Annotated in this window: 26 protein-coding genes; 13 read left to right on the top strand and 13 right to left on the bottom strand. The window is 74.5% G+C overall.

Annotated features, from left to right (window positions below; genetic code table 11):
• Positions 1-167 precede the first annotated feature (167 nt).
• A complete protein-coding gene (locus tag BX266_RS00645) occupies positions 168-1,121 on the top strand; it encodes an SMP-30/gluconolactonase/LRE family protein (protein WP_099896982.1) in 954 nt (317 codons plus the stop codon).
• Positions 1,122-1,174: 53 nt separating this feature from the next.
• Here the strand turns inward: BX266_RS00645 and BX266_RS00640 are convergent, their stop codons facing one another.
• Together BX266_RS00640 and BX266_RS00635 are read right to left on the bottom strand one after the other, a co-directional pair.
• Positions 1,175-3,697, bottom strand: a complete 2,523-nt coding sequence (locus BX266_RS00640; RefSeq protein WP_099896981.1) for a bifunctional lysylphosphatidylglycerol flippase/synthetase MprF — start codon at positions 3,695-3,697, stop codon at positions 1,175-1,177.
• Positions 3,694-4,989 carry an alpha/beta hydrolase family protein gene (locus tag BX266_RS00635; protein WP_099896980.1) on the bottom strand — a complete coding sequence of 432 codons (1,296 nt, stop codon included), beginning with the start codon at positions 4,987-4,989 and terminating at the stop codon, positions 3,694-3,696. The genes BX266_RS00640 and BX266_RS00635 overlap by 4 nt, the downstream gene beginning before the upstream one ends.
• 199 nt (positions 4,990-5,188) lie before the next feature.
• Between BX266_RS00635 and BX266_RS00630 the strand changes: the two genes are divergently transcribed.
• The 5 genes from BX266_RS00630 to BX266_RS00620 all read left to right on the top strand — a co-directional run bounded on the left by BX266_RS00630 (position 5,189) and on the right by BX266_RS00620 (position 9,443).
• Positions 5,189-5,608, top strand: a complete 420-nt coding sequence (locus BX266_RS00630; protein ID WP_099896979.1) for a YciI family protein — start codon at positions 5,189-5,191, stop codon at positions 5,606-5,608.
• Positions 5,581-6,912, top strand: coding sequence for an RNA polymerase sigma factor (locus tag BX266_RS00625; RefSeq protein WP_099896978.1), 1,332 nt, complete (start codon positions 5,581-5,583; stop codon positions 6,910-6,912). The genes BX266_RS00630 and BX266_RS00625 overlap by 28 nt, the downstream gene beginning before the upstream one ends.
• Before the next feature lie 187 nt (positions 6,913-7,099).
• Complete coding sequence (locus BX266_RS39540; RefSeq protein WP_259464464.1) at positions 7,100-7,564, top strand: hypothetical protein; 465 nt, start codon at positions 7,100-7,102, stop codon at positions 7,562-7,564.
• Positions 7,561-7,872, top strand: coding sequence for a chitobiase/beta-hexosaminidase C-terminal domain-containing protein (locus tag BX266_RS39535; protein ID WP_259464463.1), 312 nt, complete (start codon positions 7,561-7,563; stop codon positions 7,870-7,872). The genes BX266_RS39540 and BX266_RS39535 overlap by 4 nt, the downstream gene beginning before the upstream one ends.
• Positions 7,821-9,443 (top strand): coagulation factor 5/8 type domain-containing protein, encoded by a 1,623-nt coding sequence (locus BX266_RS00620; RefSeq protein ID WP_259464462.1) that lies wholly within the window; start codon positions 7,821-7,823, stop codon positions 9,441-9,443. The genes BX266_RS39535 and BX266_RS00620 overlap by 52 nt, the downstream gene beginning before the upstream one ends.
• 79 nt (positions 9,444-9,522) lie before the next feature.
• Here the strand turns inward: BX266_RS00620 and BX266_RS00615 are convergent, their stop codons facing one another.
• Positions 9,523-10,542, bottom strand: a complete 1,020-nt coding sequence (locus BX266_RS00615) for an aldo/keto reductase (RefSeq protein ID WP_099896976.1) — start codon at positions 10,540-10,542, stop codon at positions 9,523-9,525.
• Positions 10,543-10,690: 148 nt separating this feature from the next.
• Here BX266_RS00615 and BX266_RS00610 point away from each other — a divergent pair, with 148 nt between their 5' ends.
• Positions 10,691-11,278, top strand: coding sequence for a TetR/AcrR family transcriptional regulator (locus BX266_RS00610; protein ID WP_099896975.1), 588 nt, complete (start codon positions 10,691-10,693; stop codon positions 11,276-11,278).
• Positions 11,279-11,309: 31 nt separating this feature from the next.
• Here BX266_RS00610 and BX266_RS00605 read toward each other — a convergent pair whose 3' ends face one another.
• The gene (locus BX266_RS00605) at positions 11,310-12,263 is read right to left on the bottom strand and encodes a YafY family protein (protein ID WP_099896974.1); all 954 of its coding nucleotides are present in this window, start codon (positions 12,261-12,263) and stop codon (positions 11,310-11,312) included.
• Positions 12,264-12,377: 114 nt separating this feature from the next.
• Between BX266_RS00605 and BX266_RS00600 the strand changes: the two genes are divergently transcribed.
• Positions 12,378-13,493, top strand: a complete 1,116-nt coding sequence (locus BX266_RS00600) for an epoxide hydrolase family protein (protein WP_099896973.1) — start codon at positions 12,378-12,380, stop codon at positions 13,491-13,493.
• A gap of 178 nt (positions 13,494-13,671) precedes the next feature.
• Complete coding sequence (locus BX266_RS00595; RefSeq protein ID WP_099896972.1) at positions 13,672-14,784, top strand: PP2C family protein-serine/threonine phosphatase; 1,113 nt, start codon at positions 13,672-13,674, stop codon at positions 14,782-14,784.
• Positions 14,785-14,874: 90 nt separating this feature from the next.
• On the opposite strand, the gene BX266_RS38280 is transcribed toward BX266_RS00595, so the two are convergent.
• Positions 14,875-15,486, bottom strand: coding sequence for a hypothetical protein (locus tag BX266_RS38280; protein ID WP_183096891.1), 612 nt, complete (start codon positions 15,484-15,486; stop codon positions 14,875-14,877).
• Between the two features lie 62 nt (positions 15,487-15,548).
• Between BX266_RS38280 and BX266_RS00590 the strand changes: the two genes are divergently transcribed.
• Positions 15,549-16,625 carry an FAD-dependent monooxygenase gene (locus tag BX266_RS00590; RefSeq protein ID WP_099896970.1) on the top strand — a complete coding sequence of 359 codons (1,077 nt, stop codon included), beginning with the start codon at positions 15,549-15,551 and terminating at the stop codon, positions 16,623-16,625.
• A gap of 76 nt (positions 16,626-16,701) precedes the next feature.
• Here the strand turns inward: BX266_RS00590 and BX266_RS00585 are convergent, their stop codons facing one another.
• Both BX266_RS00585 and BX266_RS00580 read right to left on the bottom strand, forming a co-directional pair.
• Entirely contained in the window at positions 16,702-18,240 is a 1,539-nt protein-coding gene (locus tag BX266_RS00585) for a cryptochrome/photolyase family protein (RefSeq protein ID WP_099896969.1), read from the bottom strand.
• Positions 18,227-18,637, bottom strand: a complete 411-nt coding sequence (locus BX266_RS00580) for a potassium channel family protein (protein WP_180290331.1) — start codon at positions 18,635-18,637, stop codon at positions 18,227-18,229. The genes BX266_RS00585 and BX266_RS00580 overlap by 14 nt, the downstream gene beginning before the upstream one ends.
• Before the next feature lie 261 nt (positions 18,638-18,898).
• Between BX266_RS00580 and BX266_RS38010 the strand changes: the two genes are divergently transcribed.
• Complete coding sequence (locus tag BX266_RS38010) at positions 18,899-19,108, top strand: hypothetical protein (protein ID WP_143686831.1); 210 nt, start codon at positions 18,899-18,901, stop codon at positions 19,106-19,108.
• A gap of 52 nt (positions 19,109-19,160) precedes the next feature.
• On the opposite strand, the gene BX266_RS38275 is transcribed toward BX266_RS38010, so the two are convergent.
• Together BX266_RS38275 and BX266_RS00575 are read right to left on the bottom strand one after the other, a co-directional pair.
• Positions 19,161-19,310 (bottom strand): hypothetical protein, encoded by a 150-nt coding sequence (locus tag BX266_RS38275; protein WP_180290330.1) that lies wholly within the window; start codon positions 19,308-19,310, stop codon positions 19,161-19,163.
• A 222-nt stretch (positions 19,311-19,532) separates the two neighbouring features.
• Entirely contained in the window at positions 19,533-20,450 is a 918-nt protein-coding gene (locus tag BX266_RS00575) for a carboxymuconolactone decarboxylase family protein (protein ID WP_259464461.1), read from the bottom strand.
• Between the two features lie 77 nt (positions 20,451-20,527).
• Between BX266_RS00575 and BX266_RS00570 the strand changes: the two genes are divergently transcribed.
• Entirely contained in the window at positions 20,528-21,133 is a 606-nt protein-coding gene (locus tag BX266_RS00570) for a TetR/AcrR family transcriptional regulator (protein WP_099896967.1), read from the top strand.
• Positions 21,134-21,150: 17 nt separating this feature from the next.
• Here BX266_RS00570 and BX266_RS00565 read toward each other — a convergent pair whose 3' ends face one another.
• The 4 genes from BX266_RS00565 to BX266_RS00550 form a co-directional block, all read right to left on the bottom strand.
• Entirely contained in the window at positions 21,151-21,375 is a 225-nt protein-coding gene (locus BX266_RS00565; RefSeq protein ID WP_099896966.1) for an amphi-Trp domain-containing protein, read from the bottom strand.
• A 361-nt stretch (positions 21,376-21,736) separates the two neighbouring features.
• Positions 21,737-22,222, bottom strand: a complete 486-nt coding sequence (locus tag BX266_RS00560; RefSeq protein ID WP_099896965.1) for a DUF6221 family protein — start codon at positions 22,220-22,222, stop codon at positions 21,737-21,739.
• 306 nt (positions 22,223-22,528) lie between these two features.
• Positions 22,529-23,032 carry an ATP-binding protein gene (locus BX266_RS00555; RefSeq protein ID WP_099896964.1) on the bottom strand — a complete coding sequence of 168 codons (504 nt, stop codon included), beginning with the start codon at positions 23,030-23,032 and terminating at the stop codon, positions 22,529-22,531.
• Between the two features lie 252 nt (positions 23,033-23,284).
• Entirely contained in the window at positions 23,285-23,791 is a 507-nt protein-coding gene (locus BX266_RS00550; RefSeq protein ID WP_099896963.1) for a hypothetical protein, read from the bottom strand.
• A 253-nt stretch (positions 23,792-24,044) separates the two neighbouring features.
• Here BX266_RS00550 and BX266_RS38005 point away from each other — a divergent pair, with 253 nt between their 5' ends.
• Positions 24,045-24,623 (top strand): hypothetical protein, encoded by a 579-nt coding sequence (locus BX266_RS38005; protein WP_143686830.1) that lies wholly within the window; start codon positions 24,045-24,047, stop codon positions 24,621-24,623.
• The last annotated feature ends 34 nt before the right edge of the window (positions 24,624-24,657 follow it).

The raw sequence follows: 24,657 nt of genomic DNA, 5'->3' as shown, positions 1-24,657 counted from the left end.
GCCGCCGCGTTGCTCCGGCCCGGTGCCGACCGTCCCGGCGAATCTGCTCCGGCTCGCCCGGCAGCGGCCCGGCGGGCCCGCCGGGCCGGGCTGTCGCCGCCGGGTGGATCGGCACTCTCCGTGCTCAGCTGGAGGCTCCCCGTTCCAGCTTCCCGGAGGAAATCCCCGTGTCCCGCTTCCGCTCCCTCGGCGCGGCCACCGGCTGCGCCGTCCTGGCCGTGGCCGTGCTCGCCGCCAGTCCCGCCGTCGCCGTCGCGCCGCCGCTCGCCGACCCGCACGTCCTGGTGCACTTCGACCCGGCCCTCGGGCAGCTCGCCGAGAACATCGCCCTGGAACCCGACGGCGACGCCGACGTCACGTTCCTGGCGGCCCGTCAGGTCGCCAGGGTCCGGCCGGACGGCTCGTACACCGTGCTGGCCACCCTGCCCGCGCCGGGCAACCCCGACGCGCCCGTGGTCCACTTCCCGGCGGTCAGCGGCATCGCCCGCGCCCAGGACGGCACGCTGTACCTCGGCTACGCCACCGGAGACGCGTTCGCCGGCGTCTGGCGGCTGACCCCCGACGGCACCCTCAGCCAGCTCGCCAGCATCCCGAACACGCTGGTCAACGGCCTCACCCTGGACGAGCACAAGGGCCGGCTGTACGCCGCGGACTCGGGGCGCGGCGTGGTCTGGCAGGTGGACACCCGCACCGGCGAGGCGGGCGTCTGGGCGTCCGGCCCGGCGCTGGAGCCGGCCGGCTTCATCGGCGCCAACGGCATCAAGAAGCACCACGCCGCGATCTGGGTGTCGAACACCGACAAGGGCACCGTGCTGCGCATCCCGATCTGCCCCGACGGCAGCTCCGGGCCGGTCGAGACCAGGATCAGCGGGCTGGACGGCATCGACGACTTCGACTTCACCAGCTTCAAGGACGACGCGCTGCTCGCCGCCCTGAACGCCTCCAGCCGGGTCGCGTACGTCGACGCCGACGGTGCCGCCTCGATCGTGCTGACCGCGGCGGACGGAGTGGCCAACCCCACCTCGGTGGCCGTCGCCGACCAGCGGGTCCTCGTCACCAGCGCGTCCTTCGGCGTCACCCCGCCCGACCCGAACCTGCTGCAGGCGCACCTCCAGCAGTAGACCGGGCCCCGCGCCGGGTGACGGGCCGTCAGGTCCGCCACCCGGCCGCGGGTTCAGGCCGAGAGCCTGCGCATCAGGCGGACGCCCTGAGCGGGTGTCAGGTGCGGCAGGTACGCCTTGCCGATCGCCCGGGTGATGGCCGCGAGCGCCGCCGGATCCGGGTAGACCATGTACATCGGCCGGTACTCCGGCTGGAACTTCGCCTTGAACGCGAGCAGCGAGCGGAAGCCGTACACCGGCTCCAGCACCCCGCCCATCCAGTCCAGCAGGCGCTGCAGCGCCGTCGGCGGCTCGCCGCGCTCCGCGCGGGCCAGCGGCGCGCCGGAGAGCGACAGGAAGCGGGCGCCCTCCTCCTTGAAGCCCAGCGCCGCCGAGGCGATCAGGAACTCCATCACGCCGCGGAAGCCCTCCGTGCGGCGGCGCATGAAGTCCAGCGTCCAGCCGACCGGTTCGCCCGCCTCGTAGACCGGCATCCAGCTGGTCAGGCCGTGCACCGTCCGGTCGCCGTCGACCGCGATCAGCATCCGCACCGCCGGGTCGGCCAGCTCGTCCAGCCCGCCCAGGGTGAAACCCATCTCCGGCAGGCCCTTGTCGGAGACCCACTCCTCGGAGATCGACCGGACCTGGTCGCGGACCGCGATCGGCGCGTCCCGGTAGGTCCACCACTCGGCGGTGATCCCGGCCTTGCCGGCCTTGTTCAGCGAGGTCCGGATGTCCTGCCACTTCTTTCCGGTGAACGCCAGCTCGGGCAGCGGCACCACGGTGTCCTCGGCCACCTGCAGCGACCGCCAACCGAGCTCCTCGGCGGCCTCCCGGATCTCCGGGGTGCAGCTGTAGAAGCACGGGGTCCAGCCGCGCGCGTCGCAGTACGCGGCGAAGCCGGCCACCGCCCGGCGGCGGGCGGCGGGCTCGCCGAACGGGTCGCCGGTGGTCAGCGCCACGGTGGCGATCACCCGGTACGGCACGGCGGCGCGGCCCTGCTCGTCGAACCAGTAGTGGTTGCCGTCCCAGGTGGAGACGAACGACAGCGTCGAGCCGCCGTGCTCCGTCAGCAGCGCCCGGGCCCGGTCGGCGTCCGCCGCGTCGCCGTGCACCACCGGCCGGCGGAACGCCAGCAGCAGCGCGACCAGCGCGACCAGCCAGAACAGCACGCCCAGGTAGTTCTCCAGGAACCGGGCACCCGCGCCGACCGCCACCGGGTAGTCCGGCAGCAGGTCGTTGTACGCGGGCGGCAGCAGCTCCGAGGGCAGCCCGGCGAACAGCCGCCCCGGGGTCGCCCGCGGCTCGTACTGGTCGCGCAGCAGCCAGCCGATCCCGACGTAGGCGACGCCGGTGGCGAGCAGTGCCCCGCCGAGCACCAGGGCGAGGCGGCGCACGTCCCGGCGGGGCAGCCGCTGGTCGAAGGAGCGGCGGGTGACGGCCAGCAGCACCACGATCGCGGCCGGCAGCAGCAGGGCCTCCCCGATCAGCTCGAACAGGTAGGCGGCGCCGCCGTCCGCCGCGAAGTCGTGGTAGTTCAGCGCCAGCAGCCAGCAGAGCACGGCGATCCACGCCAGCTCGGTGACCTGGGTGAGCCACCGGGCCAGCCGCAGGCCGCGGCGCAGGCCCTCGCCGAGCACCAGCAGCAGGGCCGGCACCAGGGCGGCCATCAGCCGGCCCGGCGAGTCGAAGAACCGGTCCACCGAGTGCGCCCGGGCGCAGGCCTGCGCCGACCCGGCGCAGGCGTCCGCGATCTCCTGCGCCGACGGGCCGTGCGAGAAGTACAGGTCCGCGAAGGAGTCGAAGGGCCCGATCGCGTTGTCGTACAGCGAGGCGATCAGCGGACCGAGCGCCGTCGCCGCCACGCACAGCGCGACCAGCACCCGGGTCTCGGTGAACGACGCCCGGTGGGGGCGGCGCAGCGGCCGGCGGTGCAGCAGCGCCCCGCCGAGCAGGCCGCACACCGCCCCCGCCAGCCGCTGCACCCCCTGCAGGTGGCCCACGTACAGCGCCATCACCAGTGGGACCAGCACCACCAGCAGCCGCAGCCGGCGGCGCCAGAGCGCGGTCAGCCGGAAGCTCAGCACGGCCGCGAGGGCGACCAGTCCGGCGCCCGGGCTGACGGCGATCTGGTCCTGGATGTCCTGCGTCCAGCCCAGGTCCGCCGCCACGCCGAGCCGCACCAGGGCCGTCCCCAGCAGGGTGCCGAGGACCTGGCCGGCCACCAGCACCGCGGCCGACAGCGGGGAGCCCAGTCGCCGCTCGGCGAACGGGCCGACCAGCACCAGCAGCAGGCTCAGCAGCAGGTACGGCGCGAGACCGGAACACCACAGCAGCGAGCTGACCGGAGTCCACCAGCGGCCCGCCTCCAGCGTGGGCAGGCCCACCCCGACCTGCTCCAGCAGCGACGGCGAGGGACCGTCGGCCAGCGACCCGGTGGCCGCGCCGACCACCCAGAGCGCGGCCAGCAACGCCAGCGTCAGCGGGGCGGAGCGCAGCTGCGCGCCGAGCGGGGCGAGCGCGAGCTGCCAGCGCCGCCAGCCGCGGGCCGGGCCGGGGGAGCGGGGGGCGGCCTCGGTCGTCTGTGCCTGGCTCATCGGATCAGTCCTTGCTGCCGGGCCAGCCACGGCACCGCGACCGTGATCTCGGCGTGGAAAGTCGACCAGTTGTGCCCGCCGGGCACCGTCCGGAACTCGGTGTGCATGCCCGCCGCCGTCGCGGCCGCGTACATCTGGCGTTGCTGCGGCTCGAACTCGCCGTCGGCGGAGCCGACCATGAACAGCCCCGCGGTGTCCGGGAACGTCCGACGGGCCATCAGGTGCGCCGGGTCGACGGCGTCGAACGCCGACTCGTCGCCGCCGAACGCCTCCTTCACCGTCTCGTCGTGACTGCCCAGGGTCGGTTCGGACTGGCCCGAGAGGTCGGCGAACGAGCCGTACACCTGGGGGGCGTTGACGGCCAGCTGCAGCGAGCAGGTGCCGCCGAAGGAGATCCCGCCGATCGACCGGGCCCGCCGGTCGGTGGCGGTCTGCAGGTGCGCGCGGACCCAGTCCGGCACGTCCTGCGCCAGGTACGTCTGGACCTTCCCCAGCGAGGAGTCCATGCAGAGCGTGTTGCCCAGCTCCGAGCCGAGCGGGTCGACCATCACCACCACCGGCGCCAGCCCGCCGTGCGCGGCCGCGAAGTCGTCCAGGACCTGCTGGACGCCGCCCGAGTTCACCCAGTCCGCGGGCGAACCGGGCTGACCCGCCATCAGCACCACCACCGGCAGCAGCGGCCGCGGATCGGCCCGGTACGCGGGCGGCAGGTAGACGTAGCCGTCCCGGGCGCGGAAGCCCGACGTCGTGCCGGGGACCGCCACCGAGGACAGCGTGCCCTTCGCGGGCAGCCCGGACGGCGGCCGCCACACCTCCGACAGCGTCCGGCCCGGCGGGACCGCCACCGTGTTCGCCGTCCGCCCGGTGGGCAGCGCGTCCGTCCGCGGCGCGAGCATCGCCCGCAGCGTCGGGTACTCCTGGTAGTGCCGGTTGACCTCGCTCGCGGCCATCGACACCACCAGCGCCGCCGCCACCGGCGCCAGGACGCGGCCACGCCGGCGCAGCACCGGCAGCCGGACCGCCGCGAGGCAGAGCCCGAGCAGCGCGATCGCGATCCACCGCACCACGTCGTTCGGCAGGTCCTCCGGGAACGGGTGCCACCAGTGGTCGACCGCCACCACGATCAGCGCCGTCAGCGCCGCCGCCACCAGCACCGCCAGCGGCACCCGGCGGGTCCACCAGCGCGGAGTGCCGGAGACCGCCAGGCCGAGCAGCGAGACCCAGCCCGCGACCAGCAGCAGCACCGGCACCGCGCCGTGCAGCAGCGACCAGTCGAGCGGATTCACCGTCACTCCCCTCATGGTCGCGCGCTGTCCGCCCAGTCAACTGGCGGCTCTGCGGCGCGGCACTCCGGGCAGACCCATCCGGGGGCGGTGCACCCGCCGGAAGGCGCCACGAGTTTTTCGCGACTTCGTGTCGATCCGCTCCGCCGCCGTTCGACCTGGGGTAGAGAGGGCCCCAGAGGCGGCCCCGGAGCTGAGGAGAACGGCCATGGCGAAGTACATGCTGATCATGCGGGCGTCGGACGAGACGCTGACGAAGATGATGGAGACTCCCTTCGAGGAGATGCTGGAGACGGTCGGCCGCTTCAACGACGAGCTGATCCGGGCCGGCGTGCTGGTCGCCGCCGAGGGCCTGGACGACCCGTCGCTCGGCGTGGTGGTCGACTTCAGCGGGGAGACGCCGGTGGTCACCGACGGCCCGTACGGTGAGACCAAGGAACTGTTCGGCGGCTTCTACCTGATCGACGTGGCCTCCAAGGAGGAGGCGATCGAGTGGGCGAAGCGGCTCCCCGCGATGCCCGGCTCCAAGTGCGAGGTGCGGCGGGTGCCCGGCATCGACGAGTTCCCGCAGGACAACGAATGGGTCGTCAAGGAGCGGGCGTGGCGCGAGCGGACCGGTCAGCTCTGATGCCGACCGCCGACGGCGGCCCGCCCGTCGCGGAAGCGGCGCGGCGGGCCGTCGGCGCCCTCTGGCGCATCGAGTCCGCCCGGATCGTCGGCGCGCTCGCCCGCTACACCGGGGACTTCGCGCTCGCCGAGGACGTCGCCCAGGACGCCCTCGCCGAAGCCCTGGTCGCCTGGACCAGGGAAGGCGAGCCCGCCAACCCGGTCGGCTGGCTGCTGACCACCGCCCGGCGGCGGGCCATCGACGCCTTCCGCCGGCGCGCCGCCCTCGACCGGCGCTACGCCCTGCTGGCCGGCCAACTCGCCGAGGGCGGCGCCGAGTCCGGCGCCGGCGCCGGGCCGGGACGGCCGGAGCAGCTGCCCTGGGACCCGGACCGGATCGAGGACGACGTCCTCGCGCTGATGTTCACCGCCTGCCACCCCGTGCTCTCGCCCGAGGCCCGGGTGGCGCTCACCCTGCGGGTGGTCGGCGGCCTGTCCAGCGAGGAGATCGCCCGCGCCTTCCTGGTCGCCGTCCCCACCGTCCAGGCCCGGATCACCCGCGGCAAGAAGACGATCGCCGCGGCGCAGGTCCCGTTCGAACTGCCGGCCCCCGAGGAGCGCCGGGAACGGCTCGGCGCGGTGCTGAGCGTGCTGTACGTGATCTTCACCGAGGGTTCCACCGCGACCGCCGGCGACGACCTGCTGCGGCCCGACCTCGCCCACGAGGCCGTCCGGCTGGCCCGGATGCTGACCGCGCTGCTGCCCGCCGAACCGGAGGCGCACGGGCTGCTCGCCCTGTTCGAGCTCACCGCCGCGCGCTTCCCCGCCCGCACCGGGCCCGACGGGGAGGCGGTGCTGCTGGAGGACCAGGACCGGCGCCGCTGGGACCGCTCCGCGATCCGCCGCGGCCTGGCCGCCCTCGCCCGGGCCTCCGCCGCCGGACGCGGCCTCGGGCCCTACGGTCTGCAGGCCGCCATCGCCGCCTGCCACGCGACCGCGCCCGGCGTGCCGCAGACCGACTGGGAACAGGTGGTGCTGCTGTACGAGGCGCTCGGCCGGGTGGCGCCCTCCCCGGTGGTCGAACTCAACCGGGCGGTCGCCGTCGCGATGTCCGGGCACCCGCAGCAGGCCCTCGACCTGGTCGACGACCTGGCCGCCAGCGGCCGCCTGTCCGGCTCGCACCTGCTGCCCGGTGTGCGGGGCGAACTGCTGATCCGGCTGGGCCGCACGGCGGAGGCCAGGGCCGAACTCGACCTGGCCGCCCGGCTGTGCGGCAACACCCGGGAACGGGCCGTGCTGCTGCGCAAGGCCGCGGCCCTGAACTGAGCCGGTGCGCTTTCAAAAGGTGAACGGTGCACGCCACTTGACGGTCACTCATCAGGACCTCAACACTGCCGTACAGGATGGCTGAGAGCGCTCTCAGTGGTCCGTGCCACCGGTAGAAAGGCGTCACCAACCCCACCCACCGCTTCGGCTCGGTGTTCATTTGGCGAACCCGGGCGAGAGGACTCCCATGCGAAGGACCACCCCCACCCTTCCGCACCCCCACCCACGCCGGCCGCGCCGCAGGACGGCGGCCCTGCTCGCCGCCCTCGCCCTCACCCTCGCCGCGCTGTTCAACCTGGCCGGCCCGGCCGCCGCCGCGACCGACTACACGCAGAGCGCCACCCAGCTCAACTCCTCCCAGCTGCAGATCAGCTTCACCCCGACCACGGCCGCGCTGTACGTGGACGTCCACTACCTGGTCAACGGGGCGAACCAGCAGAACTTCCGGATGGCCAACAACGCCGGCGTCTGGACCCAGACCGTCAGTTCGCTCAGCTCCGGCAACACCGTGGAGTACTGGTTCACGTACGAGAAGAGCGGCCCGCAGTACGACACCCCGCACTTCAGCTTCACCATGGCAGCACCGGCGGCGCCGTCGCCGCGCCCACCTTCAGCCCGGCGGGCGGCAGTTACACCACCGCCCAGTCGGTGACGCTGTCCGACGCCACCGCCGGGGCGAGCATCCGGTACACCACCGACGGCTCCACCCCCACCGCCTCCTCGGCGCTCTACAGCACGGCGATCACGGTCAGCAGCACCACCACCGTCAAGGCGATCGGCATCAAGTCCGGCCTGACCAACTCGGCCGTGGCCAGCGCGACCTACACCATCGGCAGCACCGGCGGACGTGTCCGACCCAGTCCGACACCCCCAACTTCGGGCCGAACGTCCACATCTACGACCCGAGCATGTCCAGCGCCACCATCCAGGCCCAACTGGACGCCCAGTTCGCCACCATGAAGGACACCCAGACCGCGCAGTTCTCCGAGAACCGGGTCGCCGACCTGTTCAAGCCCGGCAGCTACAACGTCCAGGCCAACGTCGGCTTCTACACCTCGGTGGCCGGCCTCGGCCAGAACCCCGACGACGTGACCATCAACGGCGACGTCACCGTGGACGCCTTCAACGCCTCCGACGCGGGCAACGCGACCCAGAACTTCTGGCGCTCCGCCGAGAACCTGGCGATCAACCCCTCCAGCGGCACCAACCGCTGGGCCGTCGCCCAGGCCGCGCCGTTCCGCCGGATCGACGTGCACGGCAACCTCGCGCTCTACCCGGCCAGTTACGGCTGGGCCAGCGGCGGCTACATCGCCGACACCAAGGTCAGCGGCCAGGCCGCGTCCTCCTCCCAGCAGCAGTGGTACACCCGCGACAGCGCCCTCGGCAGCTGGGCCGGCGGCGTGTGGAACATGGTCTTCTCCGGAACCTCAGGCGCCCCCGCCAACACCTTCCCGAGCCCGCCCGAGACCACCCTGGCCACCACCCCCGTCTCCCGTGACGTGCCCTACCTGTACGTCGACGGCTCCGGCAAGTACCGGGTCTTCGAGCCCGCGCTGCGCACCAACGCCTCCGGCCCCAGCTGGGCGGCCGGCAGCACCCCCGGCACCTCCGTCCCGATGAGCCAGTTCTACGTGGTCAAGGCCGGCGACACCGCCGCGACCATCAACAACGCGCTCTCCCAGGGCTGCAACCTGTTCGTCACCCCCGGGGTCTACCACCTCAACCAGACCCTGAACGTGACCAAGGCCAACACCGTGGTGCTCGGCATCGGTTACCCCACCTTCGTCCCCGACAACGGCGTCAACGCGATGCAGGTCGCCGACGTCGACGGGGTCCGGCTGAAGGGCCTGCTGTTCGACGCCGGCACCACCAACTCGGCCGCCCTGCTGACCGTCGGCCCCACCGGCGCCTCGGCCGGCCACGCCGCCAACCCGACCACCATCCAGGACGTGTTCTTCCGGATCGGCGGCGAGGTCGCCGGCAAGGCCACCGCCAGCCTGATCGTCAACAGCAACGACACGGTCATCGACCACATCTGGGCCTGGCGCGCCGACCACGGCACCGCCGGCACCTTCGGCTGGACGGTCAACACCGCCGACAACGGACTGATCGTCAACGGCAACAACGTGCTCGCCACCGGCCTGTTCGTCGAGCACTACCAGAAGTACGAGGTCACCTGGAACGGCCAGAACGGCCGGACCATCTTCTTCCAGAACGAGATGCCCTACGACGTGCCCAACCAGGCCGCCTGGATCGGGCCGAACGGCCTCAACGGCTACGCCGCCTACAAGGTGGGCGCCGGAGTCACCAGCCACGAGGCCTGGGGGCTGGGCAGCTACTGCTACTTCAACGTCAACCCGGCGGTGAACGCCTACCACTCGTTCGAGGTCCCGAACACGGCGGGCGTGAAGTTCCACGACCTGCTCACCGTCTCGCTCGGCTACGTGGGCACCATCTCCCACGTGATCAACGACACCGGCGGGGTCACCCCGAGCGGAACCGTCCCGGTCAACGTCGTCAACTACCCGTAGTGCAAGAGGGCGTGGCCCGTCCGGCGGATGCCGGACGGGCCACGCCCAGCTGCTCGGCCCGTGGGCCGTCGACGGCGGCTCAGCGGCGGCGCAGGCTCGGGTCGAGCAGCGCCGGCGGGGTGTCGTGCTTCTCGTGCGGCGCCAGGTCGAGGCCGGGGGCGACGATCGCGTCGACCGCGTCCAGGACGTCGGCCGGGAGCACCGTGTCGGCGGCGGCCAGCTGGGCGTGCAGGTGGTCGAGGGTGCGCGGGCCGATCAGCGCGGCCGTCACGGCGGGGTGCGCGGTGACGAAGCCCAGGGCGAGCTGGATCATCGTCAGCCCGGCCCCGTCGGCGACCTCGGCCAGCCGCTCGACGGCCTCCAGCCTGGCCCGGTTGGCGGGGTGGGCCGGGTCGAAGCGCTGCGGCATCACGACGGAGCGGTGGGTGGTGATCTCCTGCCCCGCGCGGACCGCGCCGGACAGCCAGCCCGAGGCCAGTGGGCTCCACGCCAGCACGCCGAGCCCGTACTCCTCGGCCACCGGCAGGACGTCGGCCTCGATCCCGCGCTGCAGGATCGAGTAGCTGGGCTGCTCGGTGGTGTAGCGGCCCAGCCGCAGCTCGCGGGCGGTCCACTGGGCCTGCACGATGCGGTACGCGGGGAACGTGGAGGAGCCGAAGCAGCGGATCTTCCCGGCGCGCTGAAGGTCCGTCAGGGCGGAAAGGGTCTCCTCGTCACCGGTGGCCGGGTCCCAGCGGTGGATCTGGTACAGGTCGACGTGGTCGACGCCGAGGCGGCGCAGGCTGTCCTCCAGCGCGGTGACCAGCCAGCGGCGCGAGCCGCCGCGGTGGTTGCGCTCCTCGCCCATCGGCATCCCGGCCTTGGTGGCGAGCACGAGGTCCGCGCGGCGGCCGGCGATCGCCTTGCCGACCATCTCCTCCGACTCGCCCGCGCCGTACATGTCGGCGGTGTCGATCAGGTTGATTCCCGCGTCGAGCGCGGCGTCGACCAGGGCGGTGGCCTCCGCCTGGGTGGTCCGGCCGATGCTGCCGAAGTTCATCGCGCCGAGTGCGAGGGTGCTGACCTGCACGCCGGTGCGGCCCATGGTGCGGTACTGCATGGCGGTTCCTCCTGGAGGGGATCGGGGCACGGTGGAGGGAAGGCCGCCGCTTCGGCTAAGCTCGGAGAACGAAGCGGAACCTTGTTCCACCTACGACGATACGGAACGATGTTCCGTTTAGTCAACGACCGTCCGGACGGAGATCGCGGTGACCGCAGCAGGCCAGTCCGCGCAGAGCCAGGGCCGCACCAAGCGGGCCGACGCGGTGCGCAACCAGCAGACCCTGCTGAGCGCCGCCGCCGAGGTGTTCGCCGCCTCCGGCATCGACGCGCCGATCCGCGAGATCGCCGCCCGGGCGGGCGTCGGCGTCGGCACCATGTACCGCCACTTCCCGACCCGGGCGGACCTGGTCGTCGCCGTCTACCGCCACCAGGTCGAAGCCTGCGCCGAAGCCGGCCCCGCCCTGCTGGCCGCCGCCGACTCCCCGCTGGCCGCCCTGCGCCAGTGGATCGACCTGTTCGTGGACTTCCTCGCCACCAAGCACGGACTCGCCAGCACCCAGGCGGCGGACACCGGCTTCGACGCCCTGCACACCTACTTCCTCGACCGCCTGGTCCCGGTCTGCACCGACCTGCTCGACGCCGCCGCCGGCGCCGGCGAGATCCGGCCGGGCACCCGGGCCTACGAACTGATGCGCGGCATCGGCAACCTGTGCCTCGGCGGCGACAGCGACCCCCGCTACGACCCGCGCCGCCTGATCGACCTGCTGCTCCGCGGCCTGCGGGCCGACGCCTGACGCCCGCCCTTCGTCGGTCGACGCCCGCCGCTCAGAGCCCGGCCGCGGCCGCGTAACGCTCCGCCAGCACCCGCAGGTGCGCGGTCAGTTCAGGTGGCGACTCGACGCTGAAGTCCAGGCCCAGCATGCCGATCCAGACCGCGACGACCTCCAGGCTGTCGCCGCCGGTGACCAGCACCGACCGCCCGTCCGGACGGGGCTCGACCACGCCGACGGTCGGATTGATCCGGGCCAGCACCTCCTCGGCCGGCGCCTCGATCGCCAGCCGGGCGTGCACCGCCCACCCCGTCCGGGCGACCTCGCGGACCACGAGATCGGTGAGGTCGCCCGGCGGCTCCGCCGGCGCGAAACCGCGCCCCCCGGGCAGACGCAGCGTCAACCAGTCCACCCGGTACGGCGCCCAGTCACCCGTCCCCGGGTCGCGGCCCACCACGAACCAGCGGCGCTGCCAGGCGACCAGCCGGTACGGCTCGAACTCCACCCGCTGCCCGTCCCGGTAGAAGGCGCGCAGCCCGCGGCGGTCGCGGATCGCCGCCGCGATCTCGGTCAGCACCCCCGGCCGGACCACCGGATCCTCGACGTTGGAGTCGGTGTTGACCGGTCCCGCCGCGGTGGTCTCGCGCACCGCCGCGAGCAGCCGGCGCAGCCGGTCCGGCAGGACGTGCTCCAGCTTGGTCAGCGCGCGGGCGCCGCTCTCCTCGAAACCCGCCACCCCGGTGACCGTCCGCAGCCCGACCGCGACGGCCACCGCCTCCTCGTCGTCCAGCAGCAGCGGCGGCAGCTTGGCGCCGACACCCAGCCGGTAGTGCCCCGCCCGGCCGCGCACCCCGTGCACCGGATAGCCCAGCTCGCGCAGCCGGGCGACGTCGTTGCGCACCGTCCGCACGGTCACCTCCAGGCGCTCGGCGAGCTCGGGGGCGGTCCACTCGACGCGGGCCTGGAACAGGCCGAGCAGTTCGAGGATGCGGCCGGAGGTTCTCTTCACGACACCGATTAAACAGGAAAGAACCGTTCCTCAATGGCTCCTAGAGTCGGAGACGTCAAGGGAGAGCCCCTCACCGGGAACCCCGCAGCGAGCCCCGAAAGGCCGGTCACCGCCATGAACGCGCAGCTCACCCCCTTCGTCGTCGACGTCCCGCAGTGCGACCTCGACGACCTCCGCGCCCGCCTCGACCGCACCCGCTTCGCCCCCGCCGTGCCCGGCGACTCCTGGGAGTACGGCACCCCCGAGTCCTACCTGCGGGACATGGTCGCGCGCTGGAAGGACTTCGACTGGCGGGCCGTCGAGAAGCGCCTCAACCGCCACGACGGCTTCGTCACCGAGATCGACGGCCAGCGCATCCACTTCCTGCACATCCGCTCCCGGCACGCCGACGCCACCCCGCTGTTGCTCGCGCACACCTACCCCGGCTCACAGCTCGACTTCCTCGACATGATCGAGCCGCTGGTCGACCCGGAGGCCCACGGCGGCACCGCCGACCAGGCCTTCCACCTGGTCGTCCCGTCGATGCCCGGCTTCGGCTGGTCCACCCCCGTCGTCGACACCGGCTGGACGATGGGACGCGTCGCGGCCGCCTACGACGAGCTGATGCGCCGCCTCGGCTACGACTCCTACGGCATCCACGGCAGCGACGGCGGAGCGATGATCGGCCGCGAACTGGCCCTCGCGAACCCGGACGGCTTCCGCGGCGCCCACGTGCTGCAGCTGTTCTCCTTCCCGTCGGGCGACCCCGCCGAGTTCGAGGGCTTCGGCCCGAAGGAGTACGCGGCGCTGGAGCACATGCAGTGGTTCCGGTCGGTCGGCGGCTACAACCAGATGAACGGCACCCGCCCGCAGACCGTCGCGGCCGGCCTGGCCGACTCCCCGGTGGCCGTCCTCGCCTACAGCGAACTGTTCGAGAGCTTCGGCAACGGCACCAGCCTGGTCCGGCCCGAGCAGGTCCTCGCGCAGGCCACCCTCTACTGGCTGACCAACACCTACGGCACCGCCGCCCGCTACCACTACGAGGAGCAGCACTCCGGCGCCGAACCCCGGGTCAGCACCGGCCGGATCGGCGTGGCCGTCTTCAAGGACGACTTCCAGACCCTCCGCACGCTGGCGGAACGCGACAACACCGGCATCGACCACTGGTCGGAGGTCCCGCGCGGCGGACACTTCGCCGCCCTGGAGGTCCCCGAGGACGTCGTCGCCGACCTGCGGGCCTTCTTCGCCTGAACCCCGGCCGCCGGTCGCCCGCCGTCCGCCCGCCAGCCGTCCGCCCGCCAGCCGGGCGGACGGCGGGCGACCGGCGGCGCGAGCGGAGAGACTGGGGAGATCGATCCGTTCCGGGAACCGCCGCCCGGCGGGGCGGGCCCACGACGCGCGGAGGACGGCGGCACACGGAGGACAGCACATGCCGACGGAAGCTGTCAGGCGGGCGGCCGCCGCGCCGCTGGCCACCCGCACCGTGGCCCTGGTGGTCGCGGTCGTGGTCTACGGCCTCGTGCTCGGCCTGGAGTTCGGCGCCTCCCAGCCCTCGCACGCCCCGTCCCTGCTGGTCACCATCCCCGCGGTCGTCGCGCTGGCCTTCCGCACCCCGGTGGTGCTCGCCGCCGCCGCGCTGGCGGTCGGAACCCGCTGGCTGTTCCTGCCGCTGGAGCCCGGACGGCTCGGCGCCGCGATCGGGACCAGCGCCGCGTCCGCCGCCATCGCCGCCGTGGCGTCCTTCGCGGAGAGCCGCCGCCGCCGCGAAGCGGCCCGACTGATGGAGGTGATCTCCGTCGCCGAGACCGCGCAGCGCGCCCTGCTCCGGCCGCCGCCACCCCAGGTCGGCCCGTACCGGATCGCCGCCAGCTACCGCGCCGCCGCCCAGTTCGCCCGGATCGGCGGCGACCTGTACGCCGTCGCCGACACCGCGTTCGGCCTGCGCCTGCTGATCGGCGACGTCCGCGGCAAGGGCCTCGAAGCGGTGGCCACCGGCGCGGTCGTCCTCGGCTGCTTCCACGAGACCGTCCTCGACCACCCCACTCTCGGCGGCCTCGCCCAACGCCTGGAAGCCAGCCTGCGCCGCTACCTCACCGACGCCGAGGGCTTCGTCACCGCACTGCTGGTCGAGATCACCCCCGACGGCCGGATGCGCACCCTGTCCTGCGGCCACCCGCCGCCGCTGCTGCTGCGCGACGGCGAGGTGCGCGACGTCCCGGCGCCGCTGGGCCTGCCGCTCGGCCTCGCCGACCTGCCGCCGGCCGCCGATCCGGTCGCCGCCACCACCGACACCCAGCTCCACCCCGGCGACACCGTCCTGCTCTACACCGACGGCATCGCCGAGGCCCGGGACGCCGCCGGCGAGTTCTACCCCCTCGGCGTCCGCCTCGCCGCCCTGCTGCGCAGCCGGCCCGGCCCCACCGACCCTGAAGCCCTGCTCGACCGGCTCCAGCAGGACGCCCTCGGCTACGCCGACGGCGGCACCCACGACGACGCGGCCCTGCTCGCCCTCACCTGGACCCAGCCCGTCGGCCCGGACTGAGCCCCCGGGCCGGTGCCGACCGAACGACGCGCTCCCGCCCGCCGGGTCTGACCACGGCGGACGGGAGCGCGAGCCGCTTACCCCGGGGAGCTACTTCACCCGGCGGACGGGCGGCGGGGTCCACCGGCCGTCGACGCCTCCGGACGGGGCGCGTACAGGCGCAGCGTCAGCCCGAGCGGGCCGGTCGGCGCGGGCAGCCGGTTCGCCCGCCGTTCCGGGCCGGCGCGCGGGGTCAGGGCCGCGGCCGTTCCCGGGCCGCGCGGACCGCCATGACGTTGTCGACCAGGCGGGCGGCGTCGGTCGGGGGTCCATCGGGAAGGCGAGCAGGGCGCGCACGTAGGCGGGGCTGAGGATCAGCTCGAAGACGTCGGCCCAGGTGAGCACGGTGGTGCCGCTGGCGTCCAGGGTGGCCTGGAGCTGGCGGATCCGGGGTTCGGCGAAGTCCAGGCCGTGCTCGCCCTGGCCGCCGGCGCGCAGCATGGCGCGGAAGAAGGCCAGGTGGCCCGGCTCCCGCACATCGGCGAGCAGCCTGCCGGTCCAGGTGAGCAGGTCGGCCCGCAGGTCGCCGGTCGCGGGCAGCGGCGAGCGGCGGCCCAGCTCCTCCACGACGGTGTCGATGATCAGGCCGTCGGCGGTCCGCCAACGGCGGTAGATGGTGGCCACGTGCACGCCGGAGCGGGCCGCCACCTCGGCGATCTCCACCGTGCCGTCGGCGGACTCGGCCCGGCGGGCAGACCGTCGACCTGCGCGGCGACAGCCGGGAGGTGCTGGACCGGCTCGGACTGCTCCCGGCCGCGTTGCAGTGCCTGGTGCCGCAGGCCGGGGCGGCGTGGATCGACGCGGGGGAGCGGCGGCTGGCCGAGATGCCGGTCACCGCCTTCGACGGACGCGGCTACGTCTCCACGGAGGAACTCCTCCGGACCGACCTGGCGCGGATCGTCCACCGGGCGGCCGGCCCCGGCGTCACCCACCGGTTCGGCGAGACGGTCGAGGCGCTGGAGGACACCCCCGGCGGCGTCCTCGCCCGGTTCCGCAGCGGCGACGCGGAGGAGTTCGACCTGGTGGTCGGTGCCGACGGTGCGCACTCCCGGGTCCGCGCGCTGCGGTTCGGACCGGAGGAGCGCTACCGCAAGCCGCTCGGGCTGGCGCACGCCTGGTTCACCCTCGCCGAACGGCCCGGCACGCCGGCCCTGGACGGCTGGTTCCTGATCCACAACGCGCCCGGCCGACGCAGCGTGGAGGCCCGGCCGGGCCGGGCGGGGGAGCAGGAGGTCGGGCTGACCTTCGCCGCCGACACGCTGCCGCCCCGGCACGACCGGGAGGCCCGGCTCGCCCTGCTGGACCGCACCTTCGCCGACGTCGGCTGGCGCGCCGCGGAGTTCCTGGCCGCCGCGCGGCAGGCCGAGGACTTCGCGCTGGACACCTTCGACCAGATCCGGATGCCGAGCTGGCGGGACGGCCGGGTGGTGCTGCTCGGCGACAGCGCCTGGTGCGCGAGCCCGCTCAGCGGCCTGGGCACCGCCCTGGCGCTGCGCGGCGCCGCCGAACTGGCCGCCGCACTGGACGCGGCCGACGTGCTGGCCGACCCCGGGCGGCTGCCCGCCGCGCTGGCCGCCTTCGAGCAGGCGATGCGCCCGAGGGTCGCCTCGGCCCAGCAGCTGCCGCCCGGCCGGGTCGCGTCCGTGGCGCCGAGGACGGCGCTGGGCATCCGGGCCAACGCGCTGGCCATGCGGGCGCTCCAGTCGCGGGCGCTGCGGCCGCTGGTGCGCCGGGCGATGGCGGGCACCGAGCACGGCCGCACCGCGGCGCAGCCGACGACGGTCGCGACGACGGCGGGGTGACAGGACGGAACCTGACGGGACGTCAACCCGGGCCGCCGCCCCGCCCGGAAGGCCCGCCCGCGCGGGCCGGCCGGGGTCAGGGCGCCGCGGAGCCGCGGCCCGCCTCGGCGGCGAGCACCTCGTCCAGGCCGGAGAGCCGGTCGAGGCCCGCGGCGGCGCGGGCGGTGCGGTGGTTGGCGGCGAGCAGCTCGCGGTGCCGGTGGACGAAGGCCCAGTAGCCGGTGGTGAACGGGCAGGCCCGGTCGCCGAGCCGTTCGGTCGGCCGGTAGCGGCACGGCCCGCAGAAGTCGCTCATCCGGTGCAGGTAGGCGCCGCCCGCCGCGTACGGCTTGGTGGTGACGGCGCCGCCGTCGGCGTACTGCGACATGCCGACGACGTTGGGGACCATCACCCAGTCGTAGCCGTCCACGAAGGAACGGTGGAACCAGTCGGTGAGCGCGGCCGGGTCCCAGCCGTGCTGGAGCGCCCAGTTGCCGAGCACCATCAGCCGCGGGATGTGGTGCACCCAGCCGGTGTCCCGAACCTCGGCGAGGGTCCGGGACAGGCAGCGGGCGCGCACCGCGTCCGCGTCCAGTTCGGCGAACCAGTCGGGCAGCGCGGTGCGGTGGCCCAGTTCGTTGCGGCGGCGGTGGTCCTCGCCGAGGTACCAGTACAGCTGCCAGACGTACTCGCGCCAGCCGGCGACCTGCCGCACGAAGCCCTCGACGCTGTTGAGCGGCGCACCGCCCCGCCGGTACGCGGCCTCCGCCCGGCGGGCGCACTCCCCGGGGTCGAGCAGGCCCAGGTTGAGGGGGACCGAGAGCAGGCTGTGCGCCATCCACGGGTCGTCGTGCAGCATCGCGTCCTCCCACTGCCCGAACCGGGGCAGCCGGGCGGTGCAGAAGTGCTCCAGCGCGCGGACCGCCTCCTCGCGGGTGGCGGCGAACCGGCGCGGGCCGTCACGGCCGAGGAAGCGGACCTCACCCGAACGCTCCCACCGGTCGAGGTCGGCCCGGACCTCCTCGTCGATCCCGTCCTCCTCCGGCCACCAGGGCGGCGGGACGGGCAGCGCGCTCGCGCCGCGCGGCGGCGGCTCGCGGTTGTCCCGGTCGAGGTTCCAGCGGCCGCCGACCGGCTCCCCGTCTGGTTCCAGCAGCAGGTGCTCGGCGCGCCGGACCCGCCGGTAGAAGTCCTCCAGCAGCAGCCGCTTCCCGCCGAGGCCGTCGGCCCAGCGCCGGAAGTCGGCGAACGGCACCAGGAAACCGCGCGGCTCCAGCACCTCGGCCTGCGGCAGCGCCGTGACCAGGCCGAGCGCGGCCCGCGAGGTCGGGTGGCACACGGTGACCCCGGACCGGCCGACGGCCTGCCGCAGGCCCTCCCGGTAGGTCTCGGCGCGGACGTAGCAGGCCCGGTCGCCGAGCTCGGCCGCCCGGTGGCGCATCGCCGACAGCACCAGGTGCGCCTTCGCCCGGTGGAAGCGCCGGCGGCGGAACACCGAGCGCGCCTCCACGATCACCACCGGGGCGTCCGGGTCGGGCCCGCCCTCGCCGGGCTCGGTGAAGTGCGGGCCGAGCTGGTCGCCGAAGATCCAGTGCGGTCGCGGTCCGCGGCCGGACCGCCGGTCACGGTCGTTCACCGTGCGCTCCTCGGGTACGGGAAGCGGACGCCTCCGCCCACCAGGCTGGTGCTCCACGCGCTCCGGCGAAACCCGCAGCGTTCCCGCAGCGTTCAGGAGCCACCCCGCGTGCCCGCCGTCTCCGGACGTCAGGAACGGTGGCGGCGGACCGCGCCCACGATGACCGGACCGCGACGCCGAGGACGACCAGGTCGGCGATCATCTGTCCGGTGACCACCAGGCGGGCGCCCGGGGTCCTGGCGGTGATGTCGCCGAAGCCGACGGTGGAGAACACCGTGACGGTGAAGTACAGGCTGTCGGTGTGGGACAGGTGCTGGCCGAAGTTGCCGTCCGACATCGCGCCGAGCACCGCGTAGGTGCCGGCGAACTTCGGCAGGCTGACGGCCAGCGCCTCCACCGGCCGTACGGTCGGGAAGGGCGACCGGATGACAGGAACATCAGCGCGACGACCGATCCCGCCGCGTGAAGCACTGCCCGGCAGAGCTGCAGCCAGGAGGGCCGGTGCGCCCGCCGTCCCGCACCCGCGGCACCAGCTCGATGAGCACTCCGAATCACGACTCATGACGCCATGAAAGCGAACCGGACCCCGATCATCGGGGAGCCGGGGCGGGCCAGCCCCGCTTGGTGCGCTGCACCCATGTGGTCCAGTGCTCCGAACGTGTCCGCCTCGCGGAGCACGGCCGCGCGGCGCAACCAGGTGCTCTCCCGGGAGCAGATCATCGACACCGCCGTCGACTTCCTCGACACCGGCGGCGAACGCGCCCTGACGGTGCGGGCCCTCACCGAGCGGCCGGCCACGGGACCGGGGCGGCTGCTCGGTCCTGGTCCTGGAGCGGGAGGCCGAGGGGGACCGACGTACGAGCCGTGATGGGCGAGGCCCGACCCGGCCGGAGCGGCGGTGGTTCCGCGGCGGCGGGGGATCAGTCGGTGCGGCGTGCGTGGCGGGCGCGGGGGTGCTGGAGGGCGGGGGTGGTGCGCGGGCGGCGGCGGTGGCGGCGGGGGAGGGAGGGTGCGGTGGCGGTGAGGATCGCGGCGAGCGAGAGCGGGATCAGCAGGAGCAGTGTGGTCATCGGGGCCTCCCGGGCGGCGCGAACGGTACTCCGCGCGACTGCCCGGATCTGCCGAGGACATGCCGGATCGGCTGCGGTCGGGCCGTGTTCGGGCACCCGTGCGGGGCACGCCCCGCCGCGGGGTGACCCACCGTCAGGTCGGCTCTCCACAGCCTGCGCGGCGAGCCGTGGGGTTCGCGGGGGCGGTGGCCGACGCCCGTCCGGTGGCGGAGCGGCGAGGGGTCACTCGGTCGGGCCCGCGGCCCGGGCGTCGCGTTCGGCGAAGACCTCGCGGGCGGCGGCGACGGCGTTGAGGGCGGCCGGGAACCCGGCGTAGCCGGCCATCTGGGTGATCACCTCGATCGCCTCCTCGCGGGTGCCGCCGACGTTGAGCAGGCCGTGCAGGTGGACGCGGAGCTGGGGTGCGCAGGTGCCCATGGCGGTGCAGGCGGCGACGGTGGCGAGTTCGCGGCTCTTCAGGTCCAGGCCGGGCCGGTCGTAGAGGTCGGCGAAGGCGAACTCGACGATGTGGCGCGCCAGGTCGGGGGCGATCGCGGCGAGGGAGGCGACCACCTGCTCGCCGGCGTGCCCGTCCACGCGCTCCAGGACCGCGAGGCCCCGCGCGTACCGCTCCTCGCCGGTCTCGTCCGGCCGGACCTGGCTGTCCTGCGGGGTCCAGTCGAGCCCGGGCCGGGCGGCGAAGACCTCCCGGGCGACGGCGATGGCGTTGAGGACGGCGGGGAACCCGGCGTAGGCGCTCAGGTGCATGATCGTCTCGACCACCTCGACGGGGGTGACCCCGACGTTGAGGGCGCCGTCGATGTGGAAGCGCAGCTGCGGGGCGGCGTTGCCCAGCGCGGTGAGCGCGGCGACGGTGGCGATCTGGCGCTGGGCCAGCGTCAGGCCCGGGCGGCTGTAGATGTCGCCGTAGCCGAACTCGACGGTCAGCCGGGCCAGGGCGGGTGCGGTCTCCGCGAGGCTGTCCAGCAGCTGCGGGCCGTCGGGGCCGGCCACCCGGGCGAGGACGGCGCGCCCGCGCTCGAAGCGGTCGGTGGAGGCGGAACCGGTTGTGGAGCCGGGGGCGGGGGAGTGCGACGGGTGGGACACGGTGACCAGCTTCCGTTCGGGATGGGCCAGGGGCGTGACGGAACGTTCCGTCACGCAATGGAAGGCTAGGGCGGCCAGCGAAAATCTGTCAATACGAAACGTAACGTCACGTCTGGGGTAGGGTGAGCGCCATGACGCCCGAGCCCAACGCCGACCGCCGCAGCGAACGCGCCCGCCGGGCGATCCTGGACGCGGTCCACGACCTCGCCGTCCGCAAGGGCTACGCGAAGGTCACCATCGAGGCCATCGCCGCCCAGGCCGGCGTCGGCAAGCCCACGATCTACCGCTGGTGGCCCTCCAAGGGCGCCGTCGCCCTCGACGCGCTCAACGAGCGGATCGGCGCCACCACCGACTTCCCCGACACCGGCGACATCGCCGCCGACCTGGCCACCCAGATCACCGCCGTCACCGGCATGTTCGCCAGCGACATCGGCCGCCTCTACCGCGGCATCATCGCCGAGGCCCAGGGCGACGAGCGGCTGCGGCTCGCCGTCCGGGAGACCATCGTCGAACCCCGCGCCCGGCAGTGCGCCGAACGCCTCGACCGCGCGGTCGCCGCCGGGCAGGTCCGGTCCGACCTGCCCACCCGCACCCTGGTCGACCTCTTCTACGGACCCGTGTACTACCGCTTCCTGCTGGGCTTCAGCGACGCCGAGATGCAGCAGGTCCCGGGCCTCGTACGGCACATCCTGGCCGGCCTCACGCCCGGGGCCCCCGGAGCGCCCGCCGTGGGCTGACCGGTCGCCCGGCGCCGCTAAGTACGCCACGACATCTCGATCTCCAGCTCGATCCCGCCGTCCTCCAACTCCACCTCGATCTCGGTGTGGAGCTCCTCGGGGATCCGGACGGTCAGCCGGCCGGGCCCGAGCTCCAGCTCCGCCTGGCCGCCCCGCCGGATCGCGGCGGCCAGCGCCTCCAGCTGATCGGCGGCCTCGGCATTCGACAGCGTGCGCTTCTGCGTGAACTCCAGGTCTTTCACGGCGACCCTCCCGGTCGGACGCGGACAGCGGATTTCCCCGTCATTCTCCGACCCCGTCGGCCGCCCGGCGCGTCGAACAGCCGCCGGCCGCGGCCGTCCGGTCGCAGGAGTCGATCGCCGGGCGCACGAGGGGGAGCAGCCAGGCGAACAGGCAGCGCGTCGGCCCGCGGCGCGGGCACGGGGCGCGCCGTCCGCGGCCCCGGCCGCGCCGAACCGGACGGACACCCCACTCCGGTCGGCGGCGCAGCGGCCCGTCCGGGGCACCGGGACGACGCCCAGCGCCGTCCCACCGATCGGCCCCTTGGGGCTGGGGGAGGGATGATCCGGCGGCGCGCGCCCGGCAAGATCCGGACGAGAGGGCCTAACGGCCCGGTGCCCACTCGCGGCGGTAGGCCGGGTGGCGGGCGTAGGACAGGGCGAGCAGGCGCAGGACCTGGTCGGAGGTGACGGGCGGCGGGGCATGGCGGGCACCGGTGTCGTCCACCAACCAGCGGACGCCGTCCCGCTCGTGGACCGGGCCCATCCAGTGCAGGGCGCAGGCCCGGTCGAAGGAGTGCTCGGTGCGGCAGGCGGCTCCGCACCCGGCACCTGCGGCATCGAGGAGCTGTCGCTTCGCGTGGACCTCGACCAGTACGCGCTGCGGGTCGTGGCGGGCGAGGTGCGCGGCGTTCGCTCCCGCCTCGCGGACCTCGGCGACCACGGCCGTGCCGCCGCCGCGGATCACCACCGGCCACGCCCCGGAGTCGAGCACCCAGGGCCCGGGGCTCGCGGCCCGCGCCACCCGCTCGTCCTCGGCCAGGCAGTCGCGCACGAACGCGACCAGCGCAGCAGTCACCACGTCGTCCATGCCCGCATCCTCTCGCGGCGGCGGTACCGGCCGCAGGCCCCTGCGAGCATCCGCCAAGAACGTCGGCCGCACGGGCACGGCGCAGCCCCGAAACGGCGAAGTACCGCTCCCCGACGGGTCAGTGACGGATCGCCACCTCGTTGCGGACGAACCTGACGGAGCCGACCAGCAGGCCACGTCGCAGAGCAACCCCGGTAGGAAGACCGTGCCGGCGACGTTCGTCCGGAGCACGCTCCAGAACTCGGCCCGCCGTACGTCCCCCGGGAGGTAGCGGCAGGAGCCGGACAGGGACGCAGACCGCCGCCGTCAGGCGGGGGACTGCACGACGACCTGCTCGCCTTCGCCGTGCGGCTCCTCGAAGTCGGTGAAGTACCGGTCGAAGAGCGCCGTGTCGACGGTGACCGCGTTCGGGCCCGCCTCGCGGCTGCGCACCTCCAGCCGGCGCTCCAGGGTCGTCCGGTCGGCCTTCAGGTGCACCAGCTCCCACCGGTGGCCGTGGCTCTCGACCAGGGCCTTGTAGTCGTCGCGGGAGGCGCGGTTCCAGAAGCTGTAGTCCACGACGACGTCACGACCGGCGGCCATCAGCTCGACCAACTCCCGCCGCTGCTCGCGCCGGACCTCGTCCTTGAGCCGGTCGTACGCCTCGGAGTCCAGCACCCGCCCGGCGTCCCGCTGCCCGAGCCGCTGCCAGACCACCTCGTCGATCGACAGCCGCGCGTAGCCGCGCCGGACCAGCCGCTCCGCGTACGTCGTCTTGCCCGCCCCCGGGAGCCCGCACATCAGCACCACCGTGACCACCCGTTCCGTCATGGCCGCCACGCTAGTCCGACCTCGGCCCCGCCCCCGCACGATTTTTCCGCACCCGCCGAGCGGAGGGTTCGGCCTCGCTGGCGCGAGCAGCCTTCCCGCTGTGCGCGGTTGCGGCGGCGAGACCGTTCCGGGGCCGCGGAGCCCGGGGTTCCACGGCCCCGCCGTCACCGGATCCGCGGCCGGCCAGCCGCCGAGGCAGCTGTCACGGGCCGTCAGGTACTGCGCCGCCGACGGCGGCTCCGCCCGGCTCGGTCAGGCTCCCTTCGGGACGGGTCCGGAAGGGTTTCCCAAGGTCAGACCGCCCTGGACGTGAATGACCGCGCCGGCGACGGAACCATTGTCGGCGGAGATGTCGAGGTCGCCGCCGACGGTGACCCCGTAGGCGCCGAGAGCGGCGGGGGAGGCCGTCCCGGCGGCCTCGCGGTACGCCGCGACGGCCTCCGCCAGCTGCACGGCGAACACCTCGTCCGCGCCGACCGCCTCGGTGAGGGCGCCTTCGAGGCTGTGCCGGGTGAAGCCGCCGGCCACCAGCTGCTCCGCCTGCTCGGGGTTCCGCTCGACGGCGAACACGGCCTCCTGCTCCAGGCGTTGGACGTCCCCGCCGGGACCGAGCCGCTCCGCCACCACCCGGTGCACGCGGTCCATCGCCCCGTCCAGCACCGCATCGACCTCCGCGTCCGCCCGCCCGCCGACCCGACGCGCCTTGCGCAGCGCCCACGCCACGGCACACGCCACCGCGGCCTCCACCACGATCGTCACAGCGACTCCCTCCCCATGTCGACATTCCCACGCAAGCACCGCACCGTGCCCCCGACGGCCGACCGGCCTCCCCCGGCCGGTGGCGCACGGTCCGGTGACGGGCCGTCAGGCCCTGCCGCACCCCTGCCCACCGCCCGGGCCCGCCAACCCACACCCGCCGACCGGCGCCCCCGCCTCCCACCACCGCGGGCCCGGCGGCCACGGCCCGGTCCGCCGACCAGGCCCGCAGCCGCCCGCCGACGGGCTACGACGAATGCGGTATTTTCCGCGCCCGGCTCGTGGCCCTGGCCTGTTCCGGCCCCGTGCCGCCGGAGCGCACGCCCCGGCGCGCCGGGCGCCCGGACGGGCGACGGCCTCCCGGGCCGTCCCCTGTTCACGCCGACGTCCAACGGCCCGCGCGCGGCCCCGGGGCCCACCACCCGGAGAGAGCAGGGTCCACCGCAACCGGCGGGAGCACGACGAGGCGCTGGTCGCCGCCGCCGAGGACCGACCCGCCCACTGGGGCGAGGCGTTCGCGCGGGCCGTCACCGAGACGGCCCGCCACCGCAGCGCCACCATCGGCGCGTACTGCGGCGTGCTCGACGCCGCGCTCGCCGATGTCGCCGGCGACCGGGCCGCCGCAGCCGTCCTGGAGCAGTTGCGCGCCACCCCGGCGGTGTCGGCGGGCCGGCTGCGGGAGCGCACCGGCCACGATGCGGGGCCCGCCCTGGAACGGCTGCGAGCCGCGGGCGTGCTCACCGACCACCCGCGGCTGCCCAGCGCGCTGGTCCACCACGGACTGCTGGCGGTGCTCGACGCGCCCCTCGGCGGCGGGCCTGCGCCGAGCGGATGACTTCGCTGCGGTGCAACGCACCGCCGGGCCGCCG

The organism is Streptomyces sp. TLI_171, assembly GCF_003610255.1.
Classification (GTDB): domain Bacteria; phylum Actinomycetota; class Actinomycetes; order Streptomycetales; family Streptomycetaceae; genus Kitasatospora.
This window is presented reverse-complemented; position numbering and strand designations above follow the sequence as displayed.